Source organism: Sphingomonas sp., from assembly GCF_051962185.1.
In the GTDB taxonomy this organism is placed as follows: domain Bacteria; phylum Pseudomonadota; class Alphaproteobacteria; order Sphingomonadales; family Sphingomonadaceae; genus Sphingomonas.
Genome location: NZ_JBQCCN010000235.1, coordinates 1 through 19,349 on the forward strand (window position 1 = coordinate 1; position 19,349 = coordinate 19,349).

Consider the following 19,349-nt stretch of genomic DNA (forward strand, 5'->3'; position numbering starts at 1 on the left):
CGCCTATGACATCGCCGATGCGGTGTCGAAGGCGGAGGGGCGCCGGGTCGCCGCCAACAGCGTCTATCGCATCCTCGACCTGTTCGTCGGCGCCAACCTGGCGCGCCGGGTCGAGAGTTCGAACGCGTACATCGCCAACGCGCATCCGGATTGCCTGCACGACTGCATTTTCCTGGTCTGCGACAGCTGCGGCCAGACCGTGCATCTCGACGACGACAAGATCGCCGACAACGTCCGCCACGCCGCCGAAGCGGCGGGCTTCTCCCCTGTCCGCCCGGTAATCGAGGTGCGGGGCAAGTGTTCGGATTGCGAGGACGCGGCTTAAGGCCGTCCTGATCGTCAGCCGCATATAAATCCTCCCCATCGAAGATGGGGAAAGGGACCGGCCGCGAAGCGGACGGTGGAGAAGAAAGTCCCGTCCTCGCGGCTGCGCCGCTGCGGCCCCTCCACACCGGCTTCGCCGGTGGTCCCCCTCCCCATGCAAGCATGGGGAGGATTTGCATTTACATCAGCACCTTCCCCATCCTCACGCCCGGTACCGCGACGCCGCGATCGGCCATGGAGTCGACCCGCTCGATCGTCTCGTACCCGCACGCGCGATAGAGCGGCTCGCCGGCCAGCGTGCCCATCAGTTCCGCCCGCGTGAAGCCGGCCGCCCGCGCCGCCGCCTCGTTCGCCGCCAGCACCATCCGGCCGATGCCGCGCCGGGTGAAATCGGGATCGGTGTACATCGCCCGGATGCGCGCCGCGTCCCTGGCCGGATCGAGCACCGCGGCATCGCGCGCCACCGCGCCGGCGTCACCGCCATAAAGCGTCGCGCGATAGCTCCAGCCGCCGCAACCGACGATCCGGCCGTCGTCATCCTCGACCACGACATAAGTGCCGTCGGCGATGAGTTGCGTGTCGAGCCCCATGCTCAGCCGGCTCGCCTCGACCTGCTCGGGCGAGAGGTACTCGCGTTGCAATTCGCCGATCGCGCGGTCCATCAGCACCGCGATCGCGGGGATGTCGGCCTGGGTCGCGATCCTCGTCCGGAGCGGCTCGGTCACTTGCCGTCGAGCATCGCGATCGTCGCGGTCGTGGGCGGCTCCTTGACCATCGAGGCCGCCACGCGCTCCGCCCCCTCCATCACCCTCAGCACATTGCCGCCGGCCAGCTTGGCGATCATCTCGTCGCTCCAGCCGCGACGCATCAGCTCGGCGAGCAACGCCGGATAGGTCGCGACGCTGTCGAGCCCCTCGGGCAGGCTCTCGACGCCGTCGAAGTCGGAGCCGATCCCGACATGGTCGATGCCGGCCACCTTGACGACATGGTCGATATGATCGGCGACCATCGCCAGCGTCACCACGGGGCGCGGATGCTCCTTGTCCCATTCCGCCAACGCCGCCTTGGCGCGCTCAGGCTGGCCGATATAGAGCCCGCCATAAGGCGGCGAATTGTAGCGCGCCTTCTCGGCGTTGCGCGCCGCCTCCCATTGTCGACGCGCTTCCGAGACATAGCTCGGCGCGTAATTGACCATGATCACGCCGCCGTTCGCCGCGAGCAGCTTCAGCACCTTGTCCGAGACGTCGCGCGGATGATCGTCGAGCGCGCGGGCCGAGCTGTGCGAGAAGATCACCGGCGCCTTCGACACGCGCAGCGCATCGATCATCGTGTCCTCGCTGACATGGCTGAGGTCGACCAGCATGCCGAGCCGGTTGAGCTCGTGGACCACCGCCTCGCCGAACTTGGTCAGCCCGCCGTGCTTCGGGTTGTCGGTCGCCGAATCCGCCCATTCGATCGTCTTCACATGGGTGAGCGTCAAATACGACGCGCCGAGCGCACGATAGGCGCGAAGCACCGAGAAACTGCCGTCGATCTGGCCGCCGCCCTCGACCCCGAGCATCGACGCGATCCGGCCGGAGGCGTGAATGCGCCGCACATCGGCCGCCGTTGTCGCCGGCGCGAACACGCTGGGGTAACGCTGGAAGATGGTCTTCATCAGGTCGATCTGCTGTAGCGTTTCCTTGACCTGTTCGGGCCCGGGCAGGTTGGCGTCGACATAGACCGACCAGAATTGTCCGCCGACATGCCCGGCACGCAGGCGGGTGATGTCGGTATTGTATTTGGCCGGGTCGAGGTCCGTGAGGTCCATCGTCCAGCGCGCATCGCCCGCCTTGTCGGTCAGCGTCTCCGCCCAGTCGTTATGCCCGTCGATCAGCGGCGTCTTCGCCAGCACATTGGCGACGCGGGCTTCGTAGGAAGTGGGGGCGGCGCTGATCATCAGCGGCGCGGCGAGCAGCAGGGCTAAGGCATGGCGCATGGCGGCGGAGCCTAGCCGCGAATGGCGGTAGCTCAAGTCCTACCGGCGGTTATGGGAAGGATAAGTTGGGGAATATGACGCGCTATTCCCCTCCCGCTTGCGGGAGGGGTTAGGGGAGCGCTTGTTCCTCCCCTCGAGATCGACACGCCCTCCCCCAGCCCCTCCCGCAAGCGAGAGGGGAGCCTTACGCCGCCTGCTCCACGATCGGCACCCCTCTCCCGCTTGCGGGAGAAGGAGAAGGAGCTACGCCACCGCCGGCTCCTCCACCGGCAACACCTCGTCGGGCTGCGGCGCCATCGTCCGGCACACCACGTCGAACGCGCCGTCTTCCACCCGGATTTCGTTGAACGACGGCGGCGTCGAGCGCGTTCGTTCGGACAGGGTCCCCGCCCCGATCATCCGCACCACCGCGTCGCCGTCGCGGTGCTCGATATCGAACGCGTCATGGACATGCCCCGTAAGCACCGCATCTGCCCCTGTCCTGGCCAGCGCCGCCATCGCTTCCGCGCCGTAATGCGTCTGCTTCGACAGTTTCTTGTGCGGCTCTATCAGCGGATGATGGCAAGCGATGAAGACGAGTTTGTCCTTGGGCACCGCCTCGACCAGCGCCAGTGCCTCGCGCAGTGCATGGCGCGTGACGTTGCCCGACGCCCAGTTGAACCGGAATTGCGCGCGCGCGGTAGTCTTTAGCGGCACGATCGCGATGCCCGGCAAGTCGAGCGGCTGCTCGATCAGCCGCTCGACGTCCCGTATGCGGCGATAGGGCGCGAAGATTCGCGCGAGCAGGTTGAAATAGGGCAGATCGTGGTTGCCGACCTCGACCGTGACCGGGCGGCCGAGCGATCGCAGCCAGGCGAGACCCGCGTCGAACTCGCGGCGGCGCGCGCGCATCGTCAGATCGCCGGTCATCACCACCGCATCGGGCTGCTCTGCCGCGACCAGCGCATCGAACCACGCGACCGCCGCTTTGTCCTCCCGCCCGAAATGGACGTCGCTGACGTGGAACAGCCGGATCATGCCTTGTCTTCCCGCGTGCTGACGAACTGCTCCCTGGTACGCCCGACGCTGACCTGCGTTCCCGGATCGAGGCTTTCGGGCTCGCCGTCGAACAAGGCGAGTACCGGCCGCCGCTCGGCGATGCGCACTTCGTCGGCGCGGATTTCCGTCACCGCGCGCGCCGCGAGCCAATCGCCCGTCACCCAATTCCAGCCGAGCTCGGCGATCGCGCGGAAATCGCGGGCATCGACCGCGGCGACTTCGAGATGATCGTCCTGAGCATAGACATAGGCGGCCTGGACGCGCGGCGGAAAGCCGGGCGCGCCGGTCAGCCGCACGCCGCGCCCGAAGGTCCGTCGCCACGCCGCGCGGATCGCGGGAAGGAGCTTGCCCAATCGCCCCTCGCGCACCTGCTCGCGCGCCCGGTACCAGCTTGCCGCCGGCCCGACGATCAAACCGACCAGCGCGCGATGCTTGCCGGCCTCGACATAGGGCAGCGCCACGCGGCGCTCACGATCGTGCGCCGCTTCGACGATCGCCGCCGGGTCGGCATCGCCATGCAGCACCTTGGCCAGCATATTCATCGTTCCGCCGGGCAGGATCAGGATGCCGCCGTCCCAATCGGCCAGCGCACAGACCGCCGCGTTGATCGTCCCGTCGCCGGCGAACAGCATCACGGTATCGGCGCCGGCACGATCGAGCTCCGCCGGCGTCGGCAGCTTGTGGTCCGGGAAATCGGTCCGCCCGACGAAGCGCAAGCCGCGCTCGTGACAGGCCGCCTCGATCGCCTCCGCCTTGCTGGCGTCGGACGATCCCGACTTGGGATTGGTGATGAACCAGAGTCGTTCCATACCCGAGACAACGCGCCGCCGCCGCGAAGTTTCAGTCGGGCACGTCCATCATCACCCGCGTGCCGCCGCTATCGCTCACCGTGGTCAGCGTGCCGCCGGCCTGCTTGACGAAGGCCTCGATCAGGCGCTGGCCAAGTCCGCCGTCCTTGCGCTTGGGCCGCGGACCGGGCGGCAGGCCGACACCGTCGTCGGCCACGGTCAGCCGCCAGCCACCCTCCGCCTTGTGCTTCCACGACACATGGATCGTTCCGGTCTCGCGCCCGACGAAAGCGTGCTTTGCCGCGTTGGTGACCAGCTCGTTGAGGACCAGTCCGATCGACACCGCATGGTCGCGCTGGATATGCGCGGCGTCGGCATCGCAATCGAGCGTGACCCCGCCGCGCAACAGCAGCGCGTCGGACAAGGTGTCGCACAGGTCCTTCAGATAGTCGCTGACATTGACTTCGCTGCCTTGGCCGTCGCGATAGAGGTGGCGGTGCGCTCGCGCGATGCTGTCGACGCGCATCATCGCGGCACCCAGCGCGTCGCTCGCGGCAGGATCGCTGACCCGGCGGCGCTGGATGTCGAGCATGCTGGCGACGATCTGGAAATTGTTCTTAACGCGATGCTCGAACTCGCTGAGCATGAGGTCGCGATCGGCGATCTGCAGATCGCGCTCGTCGGTCGCGCGATGAACCGCGCGACGAAACGTCTCGGCCAGCGCGATCGTCAGGCCCGCCGAAAAGGCGATCGCGAAGAGGGTCCAATAAGGGCCGCTCTGGGTCGTCGCAGGCGACGGCAGATAGACCGCGAAGAAAGCGTAGGCGATCGATATGGCGGCGGTCAGCAGGCCGGCCTGCCAGCGCGCGAACAGCGTGGCGATCATGATCGCGGGGAACAGCAAGGCGAACACCGCCGCACCGGGCGCGACCAGGTTGATCGCCAGCCGCAGGACTCCTGCCGCACCCACGCACAGCAAGGCGACGCCCAACTGTGTCGCCCAGCGCGGGATCGCCGGGTGCAGCCGGTCCGGGAGGTCGAGTTCGCCGATCCTTGCCATGGCGGGAATGGGCATCGTTCCGCCCTCCGAAGTCAAGCCGGACCGGCCCAATTTTGATCCTTATCGGGTCAGAAAGGCAATTCGCGCCCCGATCGCCCGGCAAGGTCGGTGATGTAATGCCAGGCGACGCGTCCCGACCGCCCGCCACGCCGGGTCGACCAGCCGACCGCCTCGTCGGGATCGAACGGCAGGTGGAAGCGCTCGGCATAAGCGCGAACGATCGCGACATAGCCGGCTTGGTCCATGACATGGAATCCCAGGCTCAGCCCGAAACGGTCGGCGAGCGCGAGATGATCGTCGACGCTGTCGCGCGGATTGATCGCGCTTTCCTGCTCGGCGATGTCGCGCGGGACGAGGTGACGGCGATTGGCGGTGACCACCAGCCGCGCATTGGCCGGCCGCGCTTCCGCCCCGCCCTGGAGCAGCGAGCGCAGCGCGCGGGCGTCGCCGGCAGCGTCGAAGCCGAGATCGTCGAGAAACAGGACGAAGGCGCGCGGCAAGCCGTCGATCCGGTCGAACAAGGCGCGCAGGCCCTGCATCGCCGCAACGTCGATCAAGGCGAGCTTCTTACCCTCGGCCTGGATGGCGGCGACCGCGCTCTTGACCAACGCCGACTTGCCGGTGCCGCGCGCGCCCCACAACAGCACGTCCTGCGCCGCGAAACCCGCCGCCAGCCGGCCGAAATCCTCGACCAAAGCGGTCTTTTGCGCATCGACCCCGAGCAGCAGGTCGAGCGGCAGTGGATCGAACTTGCGCGCCGCGATCAGTCGCCCATCGCGCCAGACGTAGGCTGGATGCGCGAGCGGGTCGGCATCGGCCGGCACAGGCGGCGCGATCCGCTCCAGCGCGGCGGCGATACGGTCGAGCGGGTCGGTCATCCGCGCCCCGTTACACGGCGCGGCGCGATCAGCCCAGTAGCTTCAGCAGCGCCGTGGCGGCGGCACGATCGGTGAAGCTCGGATCGGCCAGCACGGTCGCGAGTTGCGCCTTGGCCTCGGCCTTGCGCCCGCTATCGGCATAGGCCTGGGCGAGATGCCAGCGGATGCCGGCCTGCTTGGGCGCGAGCGCCATCGCTTTCTCGAACAGGTCGATCGCCTTGGCGTTCTCGCCGGCCGAATAGAGCGCCCAGCCGTATGCATCGGTCGCCGCCGGGCTCATCGGCGCGATATCGTACGCCGCCGATCCGTAGGACATCGCGTCGTCGAGATTGTTCGCGCCGACATTGGCGTAAGCGAGCTCGGACAACAGGCCGGAATCGCGCGAGCCGACGCGGGCGCGCAATTCCTCCAGCGTGTCGATCGCCGAATCCCAATCGCCCGAGGCGATCTGCCAATGCGCCGCCAGCCGCAACGCCGGGACGCTTTCGGGATGCTGGGTCAGGAACAACGCCAGCACGCTGGTCGCCTCGGGGCGCCTGCCGGCCTGGTCGAGCGCGTCGACCGTGCGCAACATGGTCGGCTCGTCGAACTTGATGTCGGCGGCCTTGCGATAGGCTTCGGCGGCATCGCCGAACTTGCCCATCGTCATCAGCGTGTCGCCGACCAGCAGATGCGCCGCCGGTGCGCCGGGCGTCGCCGCCTCGAGCGACCGCGCGCGCGCCAGAGCGTCGTCGCCCTGCCCCGCATCGATCAACCCGCGGATCACCGCCACCGCGAGCACCGGATTGGTCGGATCCTTGTCGGCGGCGCCGGCGAGCACCGCCAGGCTGTCGTCGGTGCCGAACGGCGTCGACTCGGCACGATCCGGCCAGGCCGAGCGGTCGAGGAACTTGGCCGCCCAGTCGCGCTCGCCGGTCGCCTCGAACGCGCGCCCGACCAGGCCCAGGGTATAGCTGTCGGCGTCGCCGCGCATGGCCACCGGGCGCAGCACGTCGAGCGCGCCCTTGGCGTCGCCCGAGCGCAGCATCGCCGCTCCCAGCAACCGGCGCGCGGTGATGTTCATCGGCTGCCGCCCGACCAGTTCGCGCCACGCCCCGATCGCCTGTTCATAGGCGCCGGCCTGATAGGCGAGCGTGCCGTTCAGCAACAAGGCACCGGGCAGATCGTCGATCCGCCCGCCGGTGCGCTGCATCAGGCTGCGGGCGAGGTCGTAATTCTCGGCCCGCGCGGCGAGCACGGCCTGGAGATAATAAGCCTGGGGACTGCCCGGCCGCGCCGCCAGCGCGCGGCGGGTGGCGCCGAGCATGTCAGTATAACGGCCGAGGTCGCCCAGCGTCGCGGCATATTCGATCAGCGCGGGATGGTAATAGGCGTCATGCTGCAACGCCGCTTCGAACCAGGGCAACGCGGCGTTAAGGCCATATTGCTCGCGCACCAGTTCACCGCGCAGCGTCAGGGCCTCGAGATTGTCGGGATCGAGCTCGACCGCCTTGCGCGCATTGCCAGCCGCCCCCGCGATGTCGCCGGCGCTGTATCGAATGCGGCCGAGATCGGACCAGGCGTAGGAATCGCCAGGGGCGCCGTCGAGCAACTCGCCGAGCAGCGACTGCGCTTCCGCCACCTTGCCCTGCGCGGCGAGCGCGCGCGCGGTGACACGGGTGGCATAGGCGCCGAACTTGGGATCGGCCTTGGCCGCCTCCGCCAGCGCACGCTTGGCGTCGCCTTGCAACAGCCAGGCCTCGGCGAGCAATTGATGCGCGCGGCCCATGTCGAAACCGGCCGCGGCGGCGCGGCCCAGCTCGGATTCGGCGCCGACGCCGTCGCCGAGCGCGAGGAAGGTGCGCGCCAGCACGGCATGCGCCGCGCCCCATTGCGGGTCTTCCTTGATCGCGGCCTGGGCGTGCGCGCGCGCGGCGTTGAAATTGCCTTGCCGGAGCAGCGCCAGGCTGTAGCCGAGCTCGGTGCGCGCGGCCGGCGCGTCGGCCCGGGCCGGCGCCGTCAGCAAGATCGCCGCTCCGCCAACCGCGGCGATCGCGGTCGCGCCGATCGCGGCACCTTTCACGATGGTCTTCATGGTCCTGTTCCTAGGCATGGAGGTCGTAATTCTTGAGGAGGTCGTAGAGCGTCGGGCGGCTGATCCCGAGCAGCTTGGCGGTGTTGGAGATATTGCCCTCGGCGCGCGCCAGCGCGTGACGGATCGCCTTGCGGTCGGCGCTTTCGCGCACCGCCTTCAAATTGATCGGCTCGGCGGTCTCGCGCTCGGCGAGATCGAGGTCGATGGCGGTGACCTGCTTGCCGTCGGCCATGATCACCGCGCGTTTCATGCGGTTCTCCAGCTCGCGGACATTGCCCGGCCAGGTCCAGGCATCGTTCGCCGATAGCGCGTCGGGCGACAGGCCGGTGACCGGCCGGTTCATCGTCTTGGCGTAATGATGGAGGAAATGCTTGGCGAGCAGCACCGGATCGCCGGTACGTTCGGCCAGGCTCGGGATGCGCACGACGATCTCGGCCAGGCGGTAATAGAGGTCCTCGCGGAACGAGGCGCTCGCGACCATCGCGTCGACGTCCTGATGTGTCGCGCAGACGATCCGCGTGTCGACGGCGATCGGTTTGCGGCCGCCGATCCGCTCGATCACGCGTTCCTGCAGGAAGCGCAGCAACTTGACCTGGAGCGGCAGCGGCACGTCGCCGATTTCGTCGAGGAAGAGCGTGCCGCCGTCGGCCAGCTCGATCTTGCCCTCGGTGGTCTTGACCGCTCCGGTGAACGCGCCCTTTTCGTGTCCGAACAATTCGCTTTCGAGCAAGGTCTCGGGGATCGCCGCGCAATTGATCGCGACGAACTGGCCCTTGCGCCCCGATTTCTCGTGCAACCCGCGCGCCAGCACTTCCTTGCCGGTGCCGCTCGCGCCGAGCAGCATCACCGAAACGTCGGCGCTGGCGACGCGCTCGATCATGCCAGTCACCTTGATCATCTCGGGCGCGGCGGTGATGAGACCGCCCAGCGCCTCGCGCGGCGCGGTGGCGAGGCGGCGGTTCTCCTCCTCCAGCGCATGAACGTGGAAGGCACGCGCGACGATCAGCCCGAGCGCGTCGATGTCGATCGGCTTCTGGTAGAAATCCCACGCCCCCTCGGCGATCGCGCGCAACGCGCTTTCGCGCGCGCCGTGACCGGAAGCGACGATGACCTTGGTGTCGGGCTTGAGGCGCAGGATCTCGGCGAGCGTGGCAAAGCCCTCGGCCACGCCGTCGGGATCGGGCGGCAGGCCGAGGTCGAGCGTCACCACCGCGGGTTCCTCGGCGCGAAGGGCATCGATCGCTTCGCGGCGATCGCCGGCGACGATCACTTCGTAACCGTCATAGGCCCAGCGCAACTGGCGCTGCAGGCCGGCATCATCCTCGACGATCAACAATTTCGGCCGTGGGTCTGTCATGCCGCTCGCTCCATCTTGACCGGCGCGAGCGCCTCCCTGAGCGCGATGGTGAAGCGCGTGCCCTCGCCTTCGCGGCTGACCACGTCGAGCGTGCCGCCCATCGCCTGAACCACCTGGCGCGCCTCGAACGCGCCGATCCCGAACCCGTTGTCCTTGGTCGAGACGAACGGCCGGAACAGGCGGTCGCGCACGAAGCTCGCGCTCATCCCGGCGCCGGTCTCGATCACCTCGAGCGTCGAGGCGCCGAGGACGATGCCGCCCGGCTCGCCCGCCGCGCTCGCCTCGATCGCATTCTGGAGCAAATGCCCCAGTGCCTGTTCGAGTCGCGCCGGGTCGGCGATGGCGACGGCGTCGCGCTTGCCGGTGATCGCAATCGGATGACTGCCGCCGCGCCGGCGCATCACGCGCTCGACGATCGGCATCAGCTCGACCGCGAGCGGCTCCTCGACGCGCCCTGAATTGTGCTGCGACAGGCGTGCGAGCAGCTCGTTCATCCGCCCGACCGAATCCTTCAGCGTCGCGATCATGTCGGCGCGGAAATCGGGATTGTCGGCATGGCGCTCGGCGTTGCGGGCGACCAGCGTCAATTGGCTGACCAGATTCTTCACGTCATGCATGATGAAGGCGAAGCGACGGTTGAATTCGTCGAAGCGCCGCGCGTCGGCCAGCGCTTCATGCGCGCGCGCCTCGGCGAGATAGCTCGCGACCTGGCGGCCGGCGATGCGGAGCAGGTCGAAATCCTCCCAGTCGAGGCTGCGGTCGATCGGCGGCCGCGCCAGCAGGATCGCGCCGATCAGCTGGTTGAGGTGGACGAGCGGCACGATCGCCCAGGCGGCCGGCGCGTCGAGCATCCATTGCGGCACCGCCGTGAGTTCGACGGGAGTCGCCTCGCCCGCGCGCACCGAATCCAGCTCGACGATGCGACCGCCGTGCGCCAGGAATTCGGCCAGCGCCTCGCTCGCCATCGCCCCCGGCACCGCGCCGTCCCAATTCCAGGTCGCACCGAGGCTGAGGCCACCGCCGTCGGCGACGAGCAACAGCCCGGCGGACGAATCGGTCACATCGGCCACCGCCTTGACGATGCGCTCCTCGAGCGGGGGCGCCCCCTCCCCGGGCTTGCCCAGCGTGTCGGTGAACCGCGTCCATTCGGCGCGATAATCGTAGCGATGATTGAACAGGTGCTTGGCAACCATCACTCGCAACCAGGCCTTGATCGCGGGCGACGACAGCAAGGTCAGCAGCGCGGCGGCCGAGCCGAACACGAAGGCGGTCTGCGCCAACCGCGTATAGCCGCCCGCGAAAGCGTCGATCGCGCTTATCGCGAGTACCGTGACACCGGCATAGGCCAGCAACGCGACCAGCGAGAGCGATTGCCATGTCACGGTGCGCGACAATTTCAGCGTCCAGTCGCCATTGCGATGCACCGCGATCGCCAGCACCGGCACGATAGCGACCATCGCCAGTCCTCGCGTCGCGATCAGTTCCATTGGCCAGCCGCCGCCAAGATAGGCTGCGGTGTAGAGCGACAAATCGCCCAGCCACATCGCCGCGAGCGCCACTACCGCCAAGCGGATGCCGCCGCGCGCGCCCGGCGCGACGGCGGAATAAAGATGATGGACCAGCACCAGCGCCCCCAGCGCGACCATCATGCGCAGCAGGATGCGCACCGCCGCGATTCCCTGAACGATATCCCCCGTCACGGTCGACTGGATCAGGCTGAGCACGATGCCGGCCAGCGCCACCAGCATGACGACGCCATAGATCATCGTGACCGCCCGTGCCTGGCGCGCGGCCGGATCGCGCCTCAGGACCGCCAGCATGAACGCCAGCCAGGCGATATTGCGCAGGCTTTCGGTGATCCGCGTCGTCAGGTCCTGGCTACCGATTCCGGCCACCGCGAGCGTCCACAAGGCGGTCATGCCCAAGGCGGCGACGAACGCCGCGCGCGGCACGCTGACCGCGCGATCGCGCAATTGCGACAGCGCCAGCCCGGCGAACAGCAAGGCGGCGAGCGCATGGCTCCACAGGATGATCGTCGCGGTCATTATTTGGGGCCCAGCTCCGCCGGCCCCGCGCCGCACTGCATCGCCAGCATCACCGCGCACCCTCGGGCCACAAGACGACGCGGATCGTCTGGAGCAGGATCAGCAGGTCGAGGAATGGGGAATAATTCTTGGCGTAGTAAAGGTCGTATTCGAGCTTCTGGCGACTGTCCTCGATCGACGCGCCATAGGGATAATTGATCTGCGCCCAGCCGGTGATGCCGGGCTTCACCATGTGGCGTTCGGCATAATAAGGCAGCTGCTGCTCGAGATCCTCGACGAACTGGGGCCGCTCGGGGCGCGGGCCGACGAAGCTCATCTCGCCCTTCAGCACCGACCAGCATTGCGGCAGCTCGTCGATCCGCACCTTGCGGATGAAGCGGCCGATGCGGGTGATGCGCGGGTCGTCCTTCTCGGCCCAGACCGCCTGGCCGTTGACCTCGGCATCCTGGCGCATCGAGCGCAATTTGAGACAGTCGAAACCGACGCCGTAGAGGCCGACCCGGCGCTGGCGATAGAAAGCCGGGCCCTTGCTCTCGAGCTTCACCGCGATGGCGGTGAGCAGGATGACCGGGCCGGCGAGCAGCAAGAGCAGCATGCTCGCCACGATGTCGAACAACCGCTTGAACACGCCCGACAGCATCCGCCCCGACGAGAAGCCGTCGGAAAAGATCAGCCAGCTCGGGTTGACGCTCTGCAAGTCGACGCGGCCGGTCTCGCGTTCGAGAAAGGTCGAGATGTCGTTGACATGGACGCCGGTGGTCTTGATTCGCAGCAAGTCCTTGAGCGGCAACGCGTTGCGCCGCTCCTCCAGCGCCAGCACCACTTCGCTCGCGTTCAACAGCACGACATGGTCGGCCAGATTGTAGATCGCGTCGCGCGCGATCGCTTCGGGAATGACGCGATTGGCCTCGCTCATCGAGACATAGCCGACCACGACGAACGCCGATCCCGGCTGTTGCTGGAGTGCTTTCAAGCGAGCCGCACGCGGGCCGGCGCCGAGCACGACGACGCGGCGCTTGAACACCTGGCTGCCCAGCATCTTGCCCAAGAGGATGCGGATCGCGACCAGCGACACCGCGGCGATGCCCATCGCGTAGAGCAGGTTGGAGCGCCAGAAAGTGATCGCCGGCGACAGGAAGAACAGCACCGAGAGGAAGATCACGCCCAGCGAGATCGCGACCAGGATGCGCGCGACCGCGCGGCGCAGCGACTGCAGCGCGTCAGCGCCATAGACGCCGACCGCGATCATCGCGGTTTCGAGCGAGAACGCGAAGGTGAAGAGTTGCGGCCAGCGCTCGATCATCGGCTCGACGATGCTGCCGAGCTGATGGAGCCGGATCGAATAAGCGATCTCCGCCGACGCGATCAGCAGCGCGACGTCGAGCAGCCCAAGGAACAGCACGGCGTGCGGCACATAGTGCTTGAACAGCCTGATCATCGTCTTCGCCTGCCTTTTCGGCCCTTCATCGGCATGGTCGTGTAAGATTTTCCGACACGTTTCAGGCGGTGTCGCATTAATTGACAAAGAAAGGCTGAACGCGGGGAAACCCATGAGCCCCAGCCGAGTTTGGCAATTCGCGGGAAGCCCCTAGATATCAATCCAGCAGCAAAGGACTCGTGAATGCCCGAGGCGACGTCGATCATCCCTGTCATCCTGTCGGGAGGCTCGGGAACGCGGCTGTGGCCGATGTCGACGCCGGACACGCCCAAGCAATTGCTCGCGCTGACCGCCGACGAAACCATGCTCCAGCTGACCGCGCAGCGCGCCTGCGGCGAGCAATTCGCGGCGCCGATCGTCGTCGCCAACCAGCGCCATGCCGAAGAAATCGAGACGCAGCTCGAAGCGATCGGTGCGCCCGCCCAGGCCCTGATCCTCGAGCCGATCGGCCGCAACACGGCGCCGGCGATCGCGCTGGCGGCACTGGCGGCGGGCAGTGGCGAGGCGGCGCTGCTGGTCATGCCGTCCGATCACGTCATCACCGATGTCGACGCCTTCCATGCCGCGATCCACGCCGCGCTGCCGCTGGTCGAGCAGAACTGGCTGGTGACCTTCGGGATCGATCCCCACGCCCCCGAGACCGGCTATGGCTGGATCCATGTCGGCGAGGCGGTGGCGCCACGCGTGCACAAGGTCGCGCGCTTCGTCGAGAAACCGCCGCGCGACCGCGCCGAGGCGATGCTGGCGGCGGGCGACCATGTCTGGAACGGAGGAATCTTCCTGTTCCGCGCCGACGCCTTCCTGGGCGCGCTGGCGGTCCATGCGCCCGAGATCCTCCATGCCGCGCAACAGGCGATGCTCAAGGCGACCCACGAAGGCGCACGGGTCCATCCCGATCCGGAAGCGTTTGCCGCCTCGCCCTCGGACTCGATCGACTATGCTGTGATGGAAAAGGCGCCGCGGGTCGCGGTCGTGCCGGTCAGCATGGGCTGGAGCGACCTCGGCAGTTGGGATGCGCTCCACGAATTGAGCGTCAGCGACGAGGCAGGCAATTGCTGCCAAGGCGACGTCGTCGCGATCGAGACCGAGAATTGCCTGGTCCGCGCCGACGGAGTGCGCATCGCGCTGGTCGGCGTGACCGACCTGATCGTCGTCGCCAATGGCGACAACGTCCTGGTCCTGCCGCGCGGCCGCAGCCAGGAGGTCAAGAAGCTGATCGAGGCGATGAAATAGCCATGGTGGGGCGAGTCCGGCGCAAGGCGCTCGCGGCGATCGCCACGCCCGCCCCGCCGGCCGCCGCGTGCGCATTATGCCAGCGACCGCTTGGCTCGCTGACCGAATGGCATCATCCGGTACCGAAGAGCGAAGGCGGTCGCGATACCGTCCCGCTCCATCCTATCTGCCACCGTGCGATCCATGCGGCCTTCGACAATGGCCAGTTGGCACGGATCGGCACCGATCTCGTTGCGCTTCGCCGGAATGACGCGCTCGTACCCTTCCTGCGCTGGATCGCGAGGAAACCGCTCGATTTCCACGCGCCGACGCGGCGAGGGCGCCGGACCTGACGCCCCGGCGCCCAGCGCGTCACGCCATCAGTTTCTCGCAGGCATCCAGTGTCTCGCGGAAGGTCTGGATGATCGCCTGGTAGGGCGCCGGGCTCGCCATATCGAGACCGGCGCGCTTCAATATCTCGGTCGGATAGTCGGAACCGCCCGCTTTCAGCACATTGAGGTAATTGTCGCGTTCCTTCGCGCCCCCGCTCAGGATCGAGCGGGCGAAATAGGACGCCGCCGAGATCGAGGTCGCGTATTGATAGACGTAGAAGCTCGAATAGAAATGCGGGATGTAGGCCCATTCCGAAGCATAAGTGTCGGAGATCGCTACCTTCGGGCCGTGGTAGCGCTTGAGCAGATCGAGATACATCGCGCTGAACTTCTCGCCCGACAGCCCCTCGCCCGCTTCCGCCTTGTCGTGGGCGGCGAGCTCGAACTCGGCGAACATCGCCTGGCGATAGAAGGTCCCGCGCATACCCTCGAGCTGCATGCCGAGATAATAGAGCTTCTCCTGTTTGGTCTTGGCGTTGGCGACCATGTACGCCGCCAATAGCTGCTCGTTGCAGGTCGAGGCTATCTCGGCGAGGAACAGCGGATAATCCGACTTCTCGTAGACCTGGTTCTTGTTCGCGAGCAGCGTGTGCATCGCATGACCCCATTCATGCGCGAAGGTGGTCATGCCCTCGTAATTGTGGCCGAGATTGAGCAGCAGATAGGGATGCAGGTCATAGGCCGCGCCCGGATTCATGTACGCGCCCGATTTCTTGCCCGGACGCGGGAAGGGATCCATCCACTTGGCCGCGGTCGCCTTGCCCAGCATCTCGACATAGTCGGGGCCGAGCACCTTGGTCGCCGCCAGCGTGTTGGTGCGCATGTCGGCGAGCTCGGCCTTGCGGTCGAGGCGGACGAGCGGCGGGTAGATGTCGTAATAGGCCATGTCGGGCAGGCCGAGCAGCTTGCGACGCAGCTCGAAATAACGATGCAATTCGGGCAGGCCCTTGTTGGTCTCGGCGACCAGCTTCCGGTACACGCCCTCGGGCACGTTGTTGCCCGACAAGGACATGGCGAGCGACGTCGGATAGTGCCGCGCCTTCTTGCGGAACACATCGGCCTTGAGCTTGGCGGCATAGGCCGCGCCGAGCGAATTCTGGAACTTGCCGTACTCGGCCCAGAAGGTGTCGAACACGAGCTTGCGGTCGACGCGGTTGGGCGCGTCGCGGTTGAGCGTATAGGCCTGGTCGTCGAGCCGCACCTGCTTGCCGGTCGACAGCGTGACCGTCGGCCAGGGAATGTCGGAGGCGACGAGTTGCTCGCGGATATCGCTCGGCCCCGACAAGGGCGAGCCGACGCCGGCCAGCAACATCTCGCCTTCGGGTGACAGCGTGTGCGCTGCCTGACGCAGGGTATCGGAAAGCGCGAAGTCGAACCGCTTTCGCAGCGTTTCGTTCGATGCGACGAAGGAATCGATCTTCGCCTTGCCCAGCGACAGGATCTCCGGCGTCGCCCAGGCGGTCGCCTCGCCCAACGCGGTGAACAGGTCGATCGCCTGGGCCTGATGCTCCTGGTTGGCCGAAACCCTGAGGTCGGCGTCCGCCTTGAGACTGGCATATGTGTAGATGCGGCTCGCGGCGCGGCCGATGTCCGATTGCGCCACCAGGAAGGCCGCCAGCGTATCGGCGCTCTCACCCAACCGGCCCTTGAATCTGGTCAGGCTCGGCACCTCGGCTAGCGTCTTCTTGCGCGCCTCGTCCCACGCAGCATCGTTAGGATAGAGATCGGTCAAATCCCACATCGCGCCCGCCGAATCCTGCGCCCAGGCCGGCATCGCGGCGACGAACGGCACCATCGCAGCGGCGGTGAGCGCCTCGCGGCGCGAAAGTTCGGTCATGCTGAAACCCCTTTTCGAAAAGCGCCGGTCGACCGGTGTCGAATGAACGCCCATCCTGCCGCGCAGATCGCGCAAAGGGAAGAGTGTCTTATGATCCTAGCGCACCCATGAGGGCTCAGCGGCCGTTCGCTTCCATCACGCGCTGCATCAGCCGGGCGTTCGAAGCCGCGTCGCGGCGGCAATCGCCGGTACGCATGGCGAGGCATAGCCGCTCCCTTCCCTCTCCGCTGCAAGCGAGCGTCCGGTAGTCGGGCGGAATCGTGTCGCGGCCCGGCGCGGTGATGATGGCGTCATAGGCCTTAGCGGTCGCCGCGAACTGGGCGCGCTCGGCCGCCGCGTCGTGGCCGAGAACATAATAAAGCGGAATACGATCGAGATAGGTCTGGCCGCCCGTCGCCCAGTAATTGCCGTCGACCAGGGCGACGCCGCAGGCGCGCCGCAGCACCGCCGCCCTGGCCAGCCGGTTGCCGCTCTCGAATCGACGCCAACCGGGATCGGCGACATCCGACGCTGCTAGCGTTGCCGAAGCTGCACTCCATAAAGCGATTACGAGAACGAGCGCGGCCCGCGTCGACAATCTGCCGCGCAACCGTTCGGCGGCGTCCACCGAACCGATCGCGGCGAGCAGGATCGTGATCTCGGTGGTCAGCAGGATGAATCGATATTCCTTGTGGCCGATCGCCAGATGCACCGCGAGGTTGACCAGCGCCGCCGTCGCCAGCGCCGGCGAGCGCCGCGCGCCGAGGATCGCGCACCAGAGGATGGGAACGATCGCGACCTGCCAATGCAGCCACAACATCTGCGCATAGGCTTCGACGCCGAATTCGCCGAACTGCGCCGCCTTGCCGGCGAGGACATTCTGCTCGACGTTCATCCAGGCCCAGCCGAACGGCCATTGACCCATCGCGAGGTCGACCGTCGAACTTGCCGTCGCCGCGAGGATGCCGCCGACCGCCAGCCAAGTCCAGTCACGCCACCGCGTGCCGAAAGTGACCAGAGCAAAGGCGGCGATCCCCGGAGCATATTGGATACGCAGGATCGCGGCGAGCACCAGCGCCGCGCCGGCCGCCGCCAGCCGGCCCCGCGACGCCCCGGGTGCGGCGAGCGCCACGGCGGCCAGGAACGCGGCGACCGCGAGCGGCTCGGTCAGCACATGGATCGAGAAATAGACGCTTTCGTACCAGATCGCGATCACCGTCATCGCAACCAGGGCGTGTCCCCTCGAGAAGCGACGTCCGATCGCCCAGGCCGCGACTACCGGCGCGAAGGCGAGCAATGCCGCTGCCCCGCGCGCGAGGAACAGATACAGCAGAGATCCCGGCGCCAACATCTCACCCAGCGCCATCGGTCCGGCCAGCAGCAAAGGCACAAGCCAGCTGCGCATGCCGACGCGATATTCCCACGGGACCAGCCCGGTACCGAACGCCAGCCGATGCGCCTGATCGAGATATTGCAGCGCTTCGTCGGGATGGTGGATAGCGAACGGTGAGAACGCGGCAACACGCAACACGATCGCGACGGCCGCGATCAGCAGGAACGGCGCGGTGCGCCGATCGATCTTGAGCTTGCCGACCATCTTTCTGCCGCTGCCATATCATGGTGAGGTAAAGATTAATCCCGCTGCCCACTTGACTACATAACGTGTTATATAACACATTATGATTCTGCGGTTGGAGCAAGACGATGAACGAAGACGTAATCGCGATCGAAGGCGCGGTGATGCTCGGCAGTCGGCTGAAGCGACTCGCTGAACGGTTCCAGGCTGGCGCAGAGCGCATCGCCATGGATTGCGGCCTTCCCACCCAGCCGAGCCAGATGCCGTTGCTGACGGCGCTGTACCGACGCGGCCCACAGAGTGTCGGCGATCTCGCCGACCGGATCGGGATCAGTCAGCCGGCGGTGACGCGCATTCTCTCCCGGCTGGTCGAACTCGACTTGGTCGAGGCGAGCCGCGACGAACGCGACCAGCGCTCCCGGACGATCACGCTGACAGCGAAGGGCCAGGAAGCAATGGATACTGCGCGCACCTTGCTATGGCCGCGGCTGCGCGCCGCCGTCGACGAGGTATGCGACGTCGACGCCCTGCTTGCCCAGATCGACGCGGCGGAAACCGCCCTTGCCGCCCAACCGCTCGACCAGCGCCCACGCGGCGGCCTCGCCATCCGTCGCTTCAGCGACGAGCTGGCACCCGATTTCTATCGCATCAACGTGCAATGGATCGAGGACATGTACACGCTCGAGCCGACCGATATCGACGTGCTAACGCATCCGCGCGAACGGCTGATCGATCCCGGGGGCGACGTGCTGTTCGTCGAGGATCCCGAACTCGGCATCGTCGGCACGTGCGGGTTGCAGAAGACCGGCGACCGCCAGTTCGAGCTGACCAAGATGGGCGTCCTGCCCGAGGCGCGCGGCCGCAAGGCGGGCGAATTCCTGCTGCGCGCGATGATCGAACGCGCCTTCGCGCTGGGCTGCGACCGGCTCTATTTGCTGAGCAACGCCAAGGGAGCGGCGGGCGTGCATCTCTACGAGAAAGTCGGGTTCGTCCACGATGCCGGGATCATGGAGGAGTTCGGGAAACGGTATGAGCGATGCAATGTCGCGATGCTGTATGAGGGGCCGCGATAGTGCTGATTCCCTCTCCCATTGGGAGAGGGAAGGAGCCGCCGCAGGCGGCGGAAGGGTGAGGGCAGCGCTCGATTTCTCTGCCCTCACCTTCCCACTCGGTTGCACCGAGCGGGCCCCTTCCTCTCCCAAAGGGGGAAATTTTGGCGGGCAATCCCGGCGCCGGATTTCCTACCTTTGGCCGCGTCTCCCTTGAACGCGGAGGCTGCCGGACTACAAGCGCCGCCATGAAGCCTGTGATCTTCGGCCTGTCCGGTCTCGCTCTCACCGACGACGAACGCTCCTTCTACAAGGATGCGGATC

The 19,349-nt window shown here is 67.0% G+C and carries 16 protein-coding genes; 4 read left to right on the forward strand and 12 right to left on the reverse strand.

Annotated elements, in window-relative coordinates:
* Positions 1-325: Fur family transcriptional regulator (locus ACTHJR_RS14995; protein WP_440524046.1), on the forward strand; the 325-nt coding region annotated here is incomplete at its 5' end.
* 178 nt (positions 326-503) lie between these two features.
* On the opposite strand, the gene ACTHJR_RS15000 is transcribed toward ACTHJR_RS14995, so the two are convergent.
* The 10 genes from ACTHJR_RS15000 to ACTHJR_RS15045 form a co-directional block, all read right to left on the reverse strand.
* Complete coding sequence (locus ACTHJR_RS15000; protein WP_440524047.1) at positions 504-1,049, reverse strand: GNAT family N-acetyltransferase; 546 nt, start codon at positions 1,047-1,049, stop codon at positions 504-506.
* Positions 1,046-2,302, reverse strand: a complete 1,257-nt coding sequence (locus ACTHJR_RS15005) for a dipeptidase (protein WP_440524048.1) — start codon at positions 2,300-2,302, stop codon at positions 1,046-1,048. The genes ACTHJR_RS15000 and ACTHJR_RS15005 overlap by 4 nt, the downstream gene beginning before the upstream one ends.
* A 243-nt stretch (positions 2,303-2,545) precedes the next feature.
* Positions 2,546-3,319 (reverse strand): metallophosphoesterase family protein, encoded by a 774-nt coding sequence (locus ACTHJR_RS15010; protein ID WP_440524049.1) that lies wholly within the window; start codon positions 3,317-3,319, stop codon positions 2,546-2,548.
* The gene (locus tag ACTHJR_RS15015; RefSeq protein WP_440524050.1) at positions 3,316-4,149 is read right to left on the reverse strand and encodes a diacylglycerol/lipid kinase family protein; all 834 of its coding nucleotides are present in this window, start codon (positions 4,147-4,149) and stop codon (positions 3,316-3,318) included. The genes ACTHJR_RS15010 and ACTHJR_RS15015 overlap by 4 nt, the downstream gene beginning before the upstream one ends.
* 31 nt (positions 4,150-4,180) lie before the next feature.
* The gene (locus ACTHJR_RS15020) at positions 4,181-5,188 is read right to left on the reverse strand and encodes a sensor histidine kinase (protein WP_440524051.1); all 1,008 of its coding nucleotides are present in this window, start codon (positions 5,186-5,188) and stop codon (positions 4,181-4,183) included.
* Between the two features lie 68 nt (positions 5,189-5,256).
* The gene (locus tag ACTHJR_RS15025) at positions 5,257-6,066 is read right to left on the reverse strand and encodes a DUF815 domain-containing protein (RefSeq protein ID WP_440524052.1); all 810 of its coding nucleotides are present in this window, start codon (positions 6,064-6,066) and stop codon (positions 5,257-5,259) included.
* Positions 6,067-6,094: 28 nt separating this feature from the next.
* Positions 6,095-8,140 carry a tetratricopeptide repeat protein gene (locus ACTHJR_RS15030; RefSeq protein ID WP_440524053.1) on the reverse strand — a complete coding sequence of 682 codons (2,046 nt, stop codon included), beginning with the start codon at positions 8,138-8,140 and terminating at the stop codon, positions 6,095-6,097.
* A gap of 10 nt (positions 8,141-8,150) precedes the next feature.
* A complete protein-coding gene (gene prsR / locus ACTHJR_RS15035; RefSeq protein ID WP_440524054.1) occupies positions 8,151-9,497 on the reverse strand; it encodes a PEP-CTERM-box response regulator transcription factor in 1,347 nt (448 codons plus the stop codon).
* Complete coding sequence (prsK, locus tag ACTHJR_RS15040; protein WP_440524055.1) at positions 9,494-11,542, reverse strand: XrtA/PEP-CTERM system histidine kinase PrsK; 2,049 nt, start codon at positions 11,540-11,542, stop codon at positions 9,494-9,496. The genes prsR and prsK overlap by 4 nt, the downstream gene beginning before the upstream one ends.
* Before the next feature lie 49 nt (positions 11,543-11,591).
* Positions 11,592-12,980, reverse strand: a complete 1,389-nt coding sequence (locus ACTHJR_RS15045; RefSeq protein ID WP_440524056.1) for a TIGR03013 family XrtA/PEP-CTERM system glycosyltransferase — start codon at positions 12,978-12,980, stop codon at positions 11,592-11,594.
* A gap of 183 nt (positions 12,981-13,163) precedes the next feature.
* Here ACTHJR_RS15045 and ACTHJR_RS15050 point away from each other — a divergent pair, with 183 nt between their 5' ends.
* Positions 13,164-14,213, forward strand: coding sequence for a mannose-1-phosphate guanylyltransferase/mannose-6-phosphate isomerase (locus ACTHJR_RS15050; protein ID WP_440524057.1), 1,050 nt, complete (start codon positions 13,164-13,166; stop codon positions 14,211-14,213).
* 2 nt (positions 14,214-14,215) lie between these two features.
* A complete protein-coding gene (locus ACTHJR_RS15055) occupies positions 14,216-14,545 on the forward strand; it encodes an HNH endonuclease (RefSeq protein ID WP_440524058.1) in 330 nt (109 codons plus the stop codon).
* Positions 14,546-14,564: 19 nt separating this feature from the next.
* On the opposite strand, the gene pepF is transcribed toward ACTHJR_RS15055, so the two are convergent.
* Both pepF and ACTHJR_RS15065 read right to left on the reverse strand, forming a co-directional pair.
* On the reverse strand, positions 14,565-16,421 hold the full coding sequence (gene pepF / locus ACTHJR_RS15060; RefSeq protein WP_440524059.1) for an oligoendopeptidase F: 1,857 nt from the start codon (positions 16,419-16,421) through the stop codon (positions 14,565-14,567).
* A 115-nt stretch (positions 16,422-16,536) separates the two neighbouring features.
* Positions 16,537-17,997, reverse strand: coding sequence for a hypothetical protein (locus tag ACTHJR_RS15065; RefSeq protein WP_440524060.1), 1,461 nt, complete (start codon positions 17,995-17,997; stop codon positions 16,537-16,539).
* A 107-nt stretch (positions 17,998-18,104) separates the two neighbouring features.
* On the opposite strand from ACTHJR_RS15065, the gene ACTHJR_RS15070 reads away from it, so the two are divergent.
* On the forward strand, positions 18,105-19,049 hold the full coding sequence (locus ACTHJR_RS15070) for a bifunctional helix-turn-helix transcriptional regulator/GNAT family N-acetyltransferase (protein WP_440524061.1): 945 nt from the start codon (positions 18,105-18,107) through the stop codon (positions 19,047-19,049).
* The last annotated feature ends 300 nt before the right edge of the window (positions 19,050-19,349 follow it).

What these genes read in the sequence shown, in the direction of transcription:
- ACTHJR_RS15005 (WP_440524048.1), bottom strand. Translation starts at nt 2,302, where the DNA reads ATGCGCCATGCCTTAGCCCTGCTGCTCGCCGCGCCGCTGATGATCAGC.
- ACTHJR_RS15010 (WP_440524049.1), bottom strand. Translation starts at nt 3,319, where the DNA reads ATGATCCGGCTGTTCCACGTCAGCGACGTCCATTTCGGGCGGGAGGAC.
- ACTHJR_RS15015 (WP_440524050.1), bottom strand. Translation starts at nt 4,149, where the DNA reads ATGGAACGACTCTGGTTCATCACCAATCCCAAGTCGGGATCGTCCGAC.
- ACTHJR_RS15020 (WP_440524051.1), bottom strand. Translation starts at nt 5,188, where the DNA reads ATGGCAAGGATCGGCGAACTCGACCTCCCGGACCGGCTGCACCCGGCG.
- ACTHJR_RS15025 (WP_440524052.1), bottom strand. Translation starts at nt 6,066, where the DNA reads ATGACCGACCCGCTCGACCGTATCGCCGCCGCGCTGGAGCGGATCGCG.
- ACTHJR_RS15030 (WP_440524053.1), bottom strand. Translation starts at nt 8,140, where the DNA reads ATGAAGACCATCGTGAAAGGTGCCGCGATCGGCGCGACCGCGATCGCC.
- prsR (WP_440524054.1), bottom strand. Translation starts at nt 9,497, where the DNA reads ATGACAGACCCACGGCCGAAATTGTTGATCGTCGAGGATGATGCCGGC.
- prsK (WP_440524055.1), bottom strand. Translation starts at nt 11,542, where the DNA reads ATGACCGCGACGATCATCCTGTGGAGCCATGCGCTCGCCGCCTTGCTG.
- ACTHJR_RS15045 (WP_440524056.1), bottom strand. Translation starts at nt 12,980, where the DNA reads ATGATCAGGCTGTTCAAGCACTATGTGCCGCACGCCGTGCTGTTCCTT.
- ACTHJR_RS15050 (WP_440524057.1), top strand. Translation starts at nt 13,164, where the DNA reads ATGCCCGAGGCGACGTCGATCATCCCTGTCATCCTGTCGGGAGGCTCG.
- ACTHJR_RS15055 (WP_440524058.1), top strand. Translation starts at nt 14,216, where the DNA reads ATGGTGGGGCGAGTCCGGCGCAAGGCGCTCGCGGCGATCGCCACGCCC.
- pepF (WP_440524059.1), bottom strand. Translation starts at nt 16,421, where the DNA reads ATGACCGAACTTTCGCGCCGCGAGGCGCTCACCGCCGCTGCGATGGTG.
- ACTHJR_RS15065 (WP_440524060.1), bottom strand. Translation starts at nt 17,997, where the DNA reads ATGGTCGGCAAGCTCAAGATCGATCGGCGCACCGCGCCGTTCCTGCTG.
- ACTHJR_RS15070 (WP_440524061.1), top strand. Translation starts at nt 18,105, where the DNA reads ATGAACGAAGACGTAATCGCGATCGAAGGCGCGGTGATGCTCGGCAGT.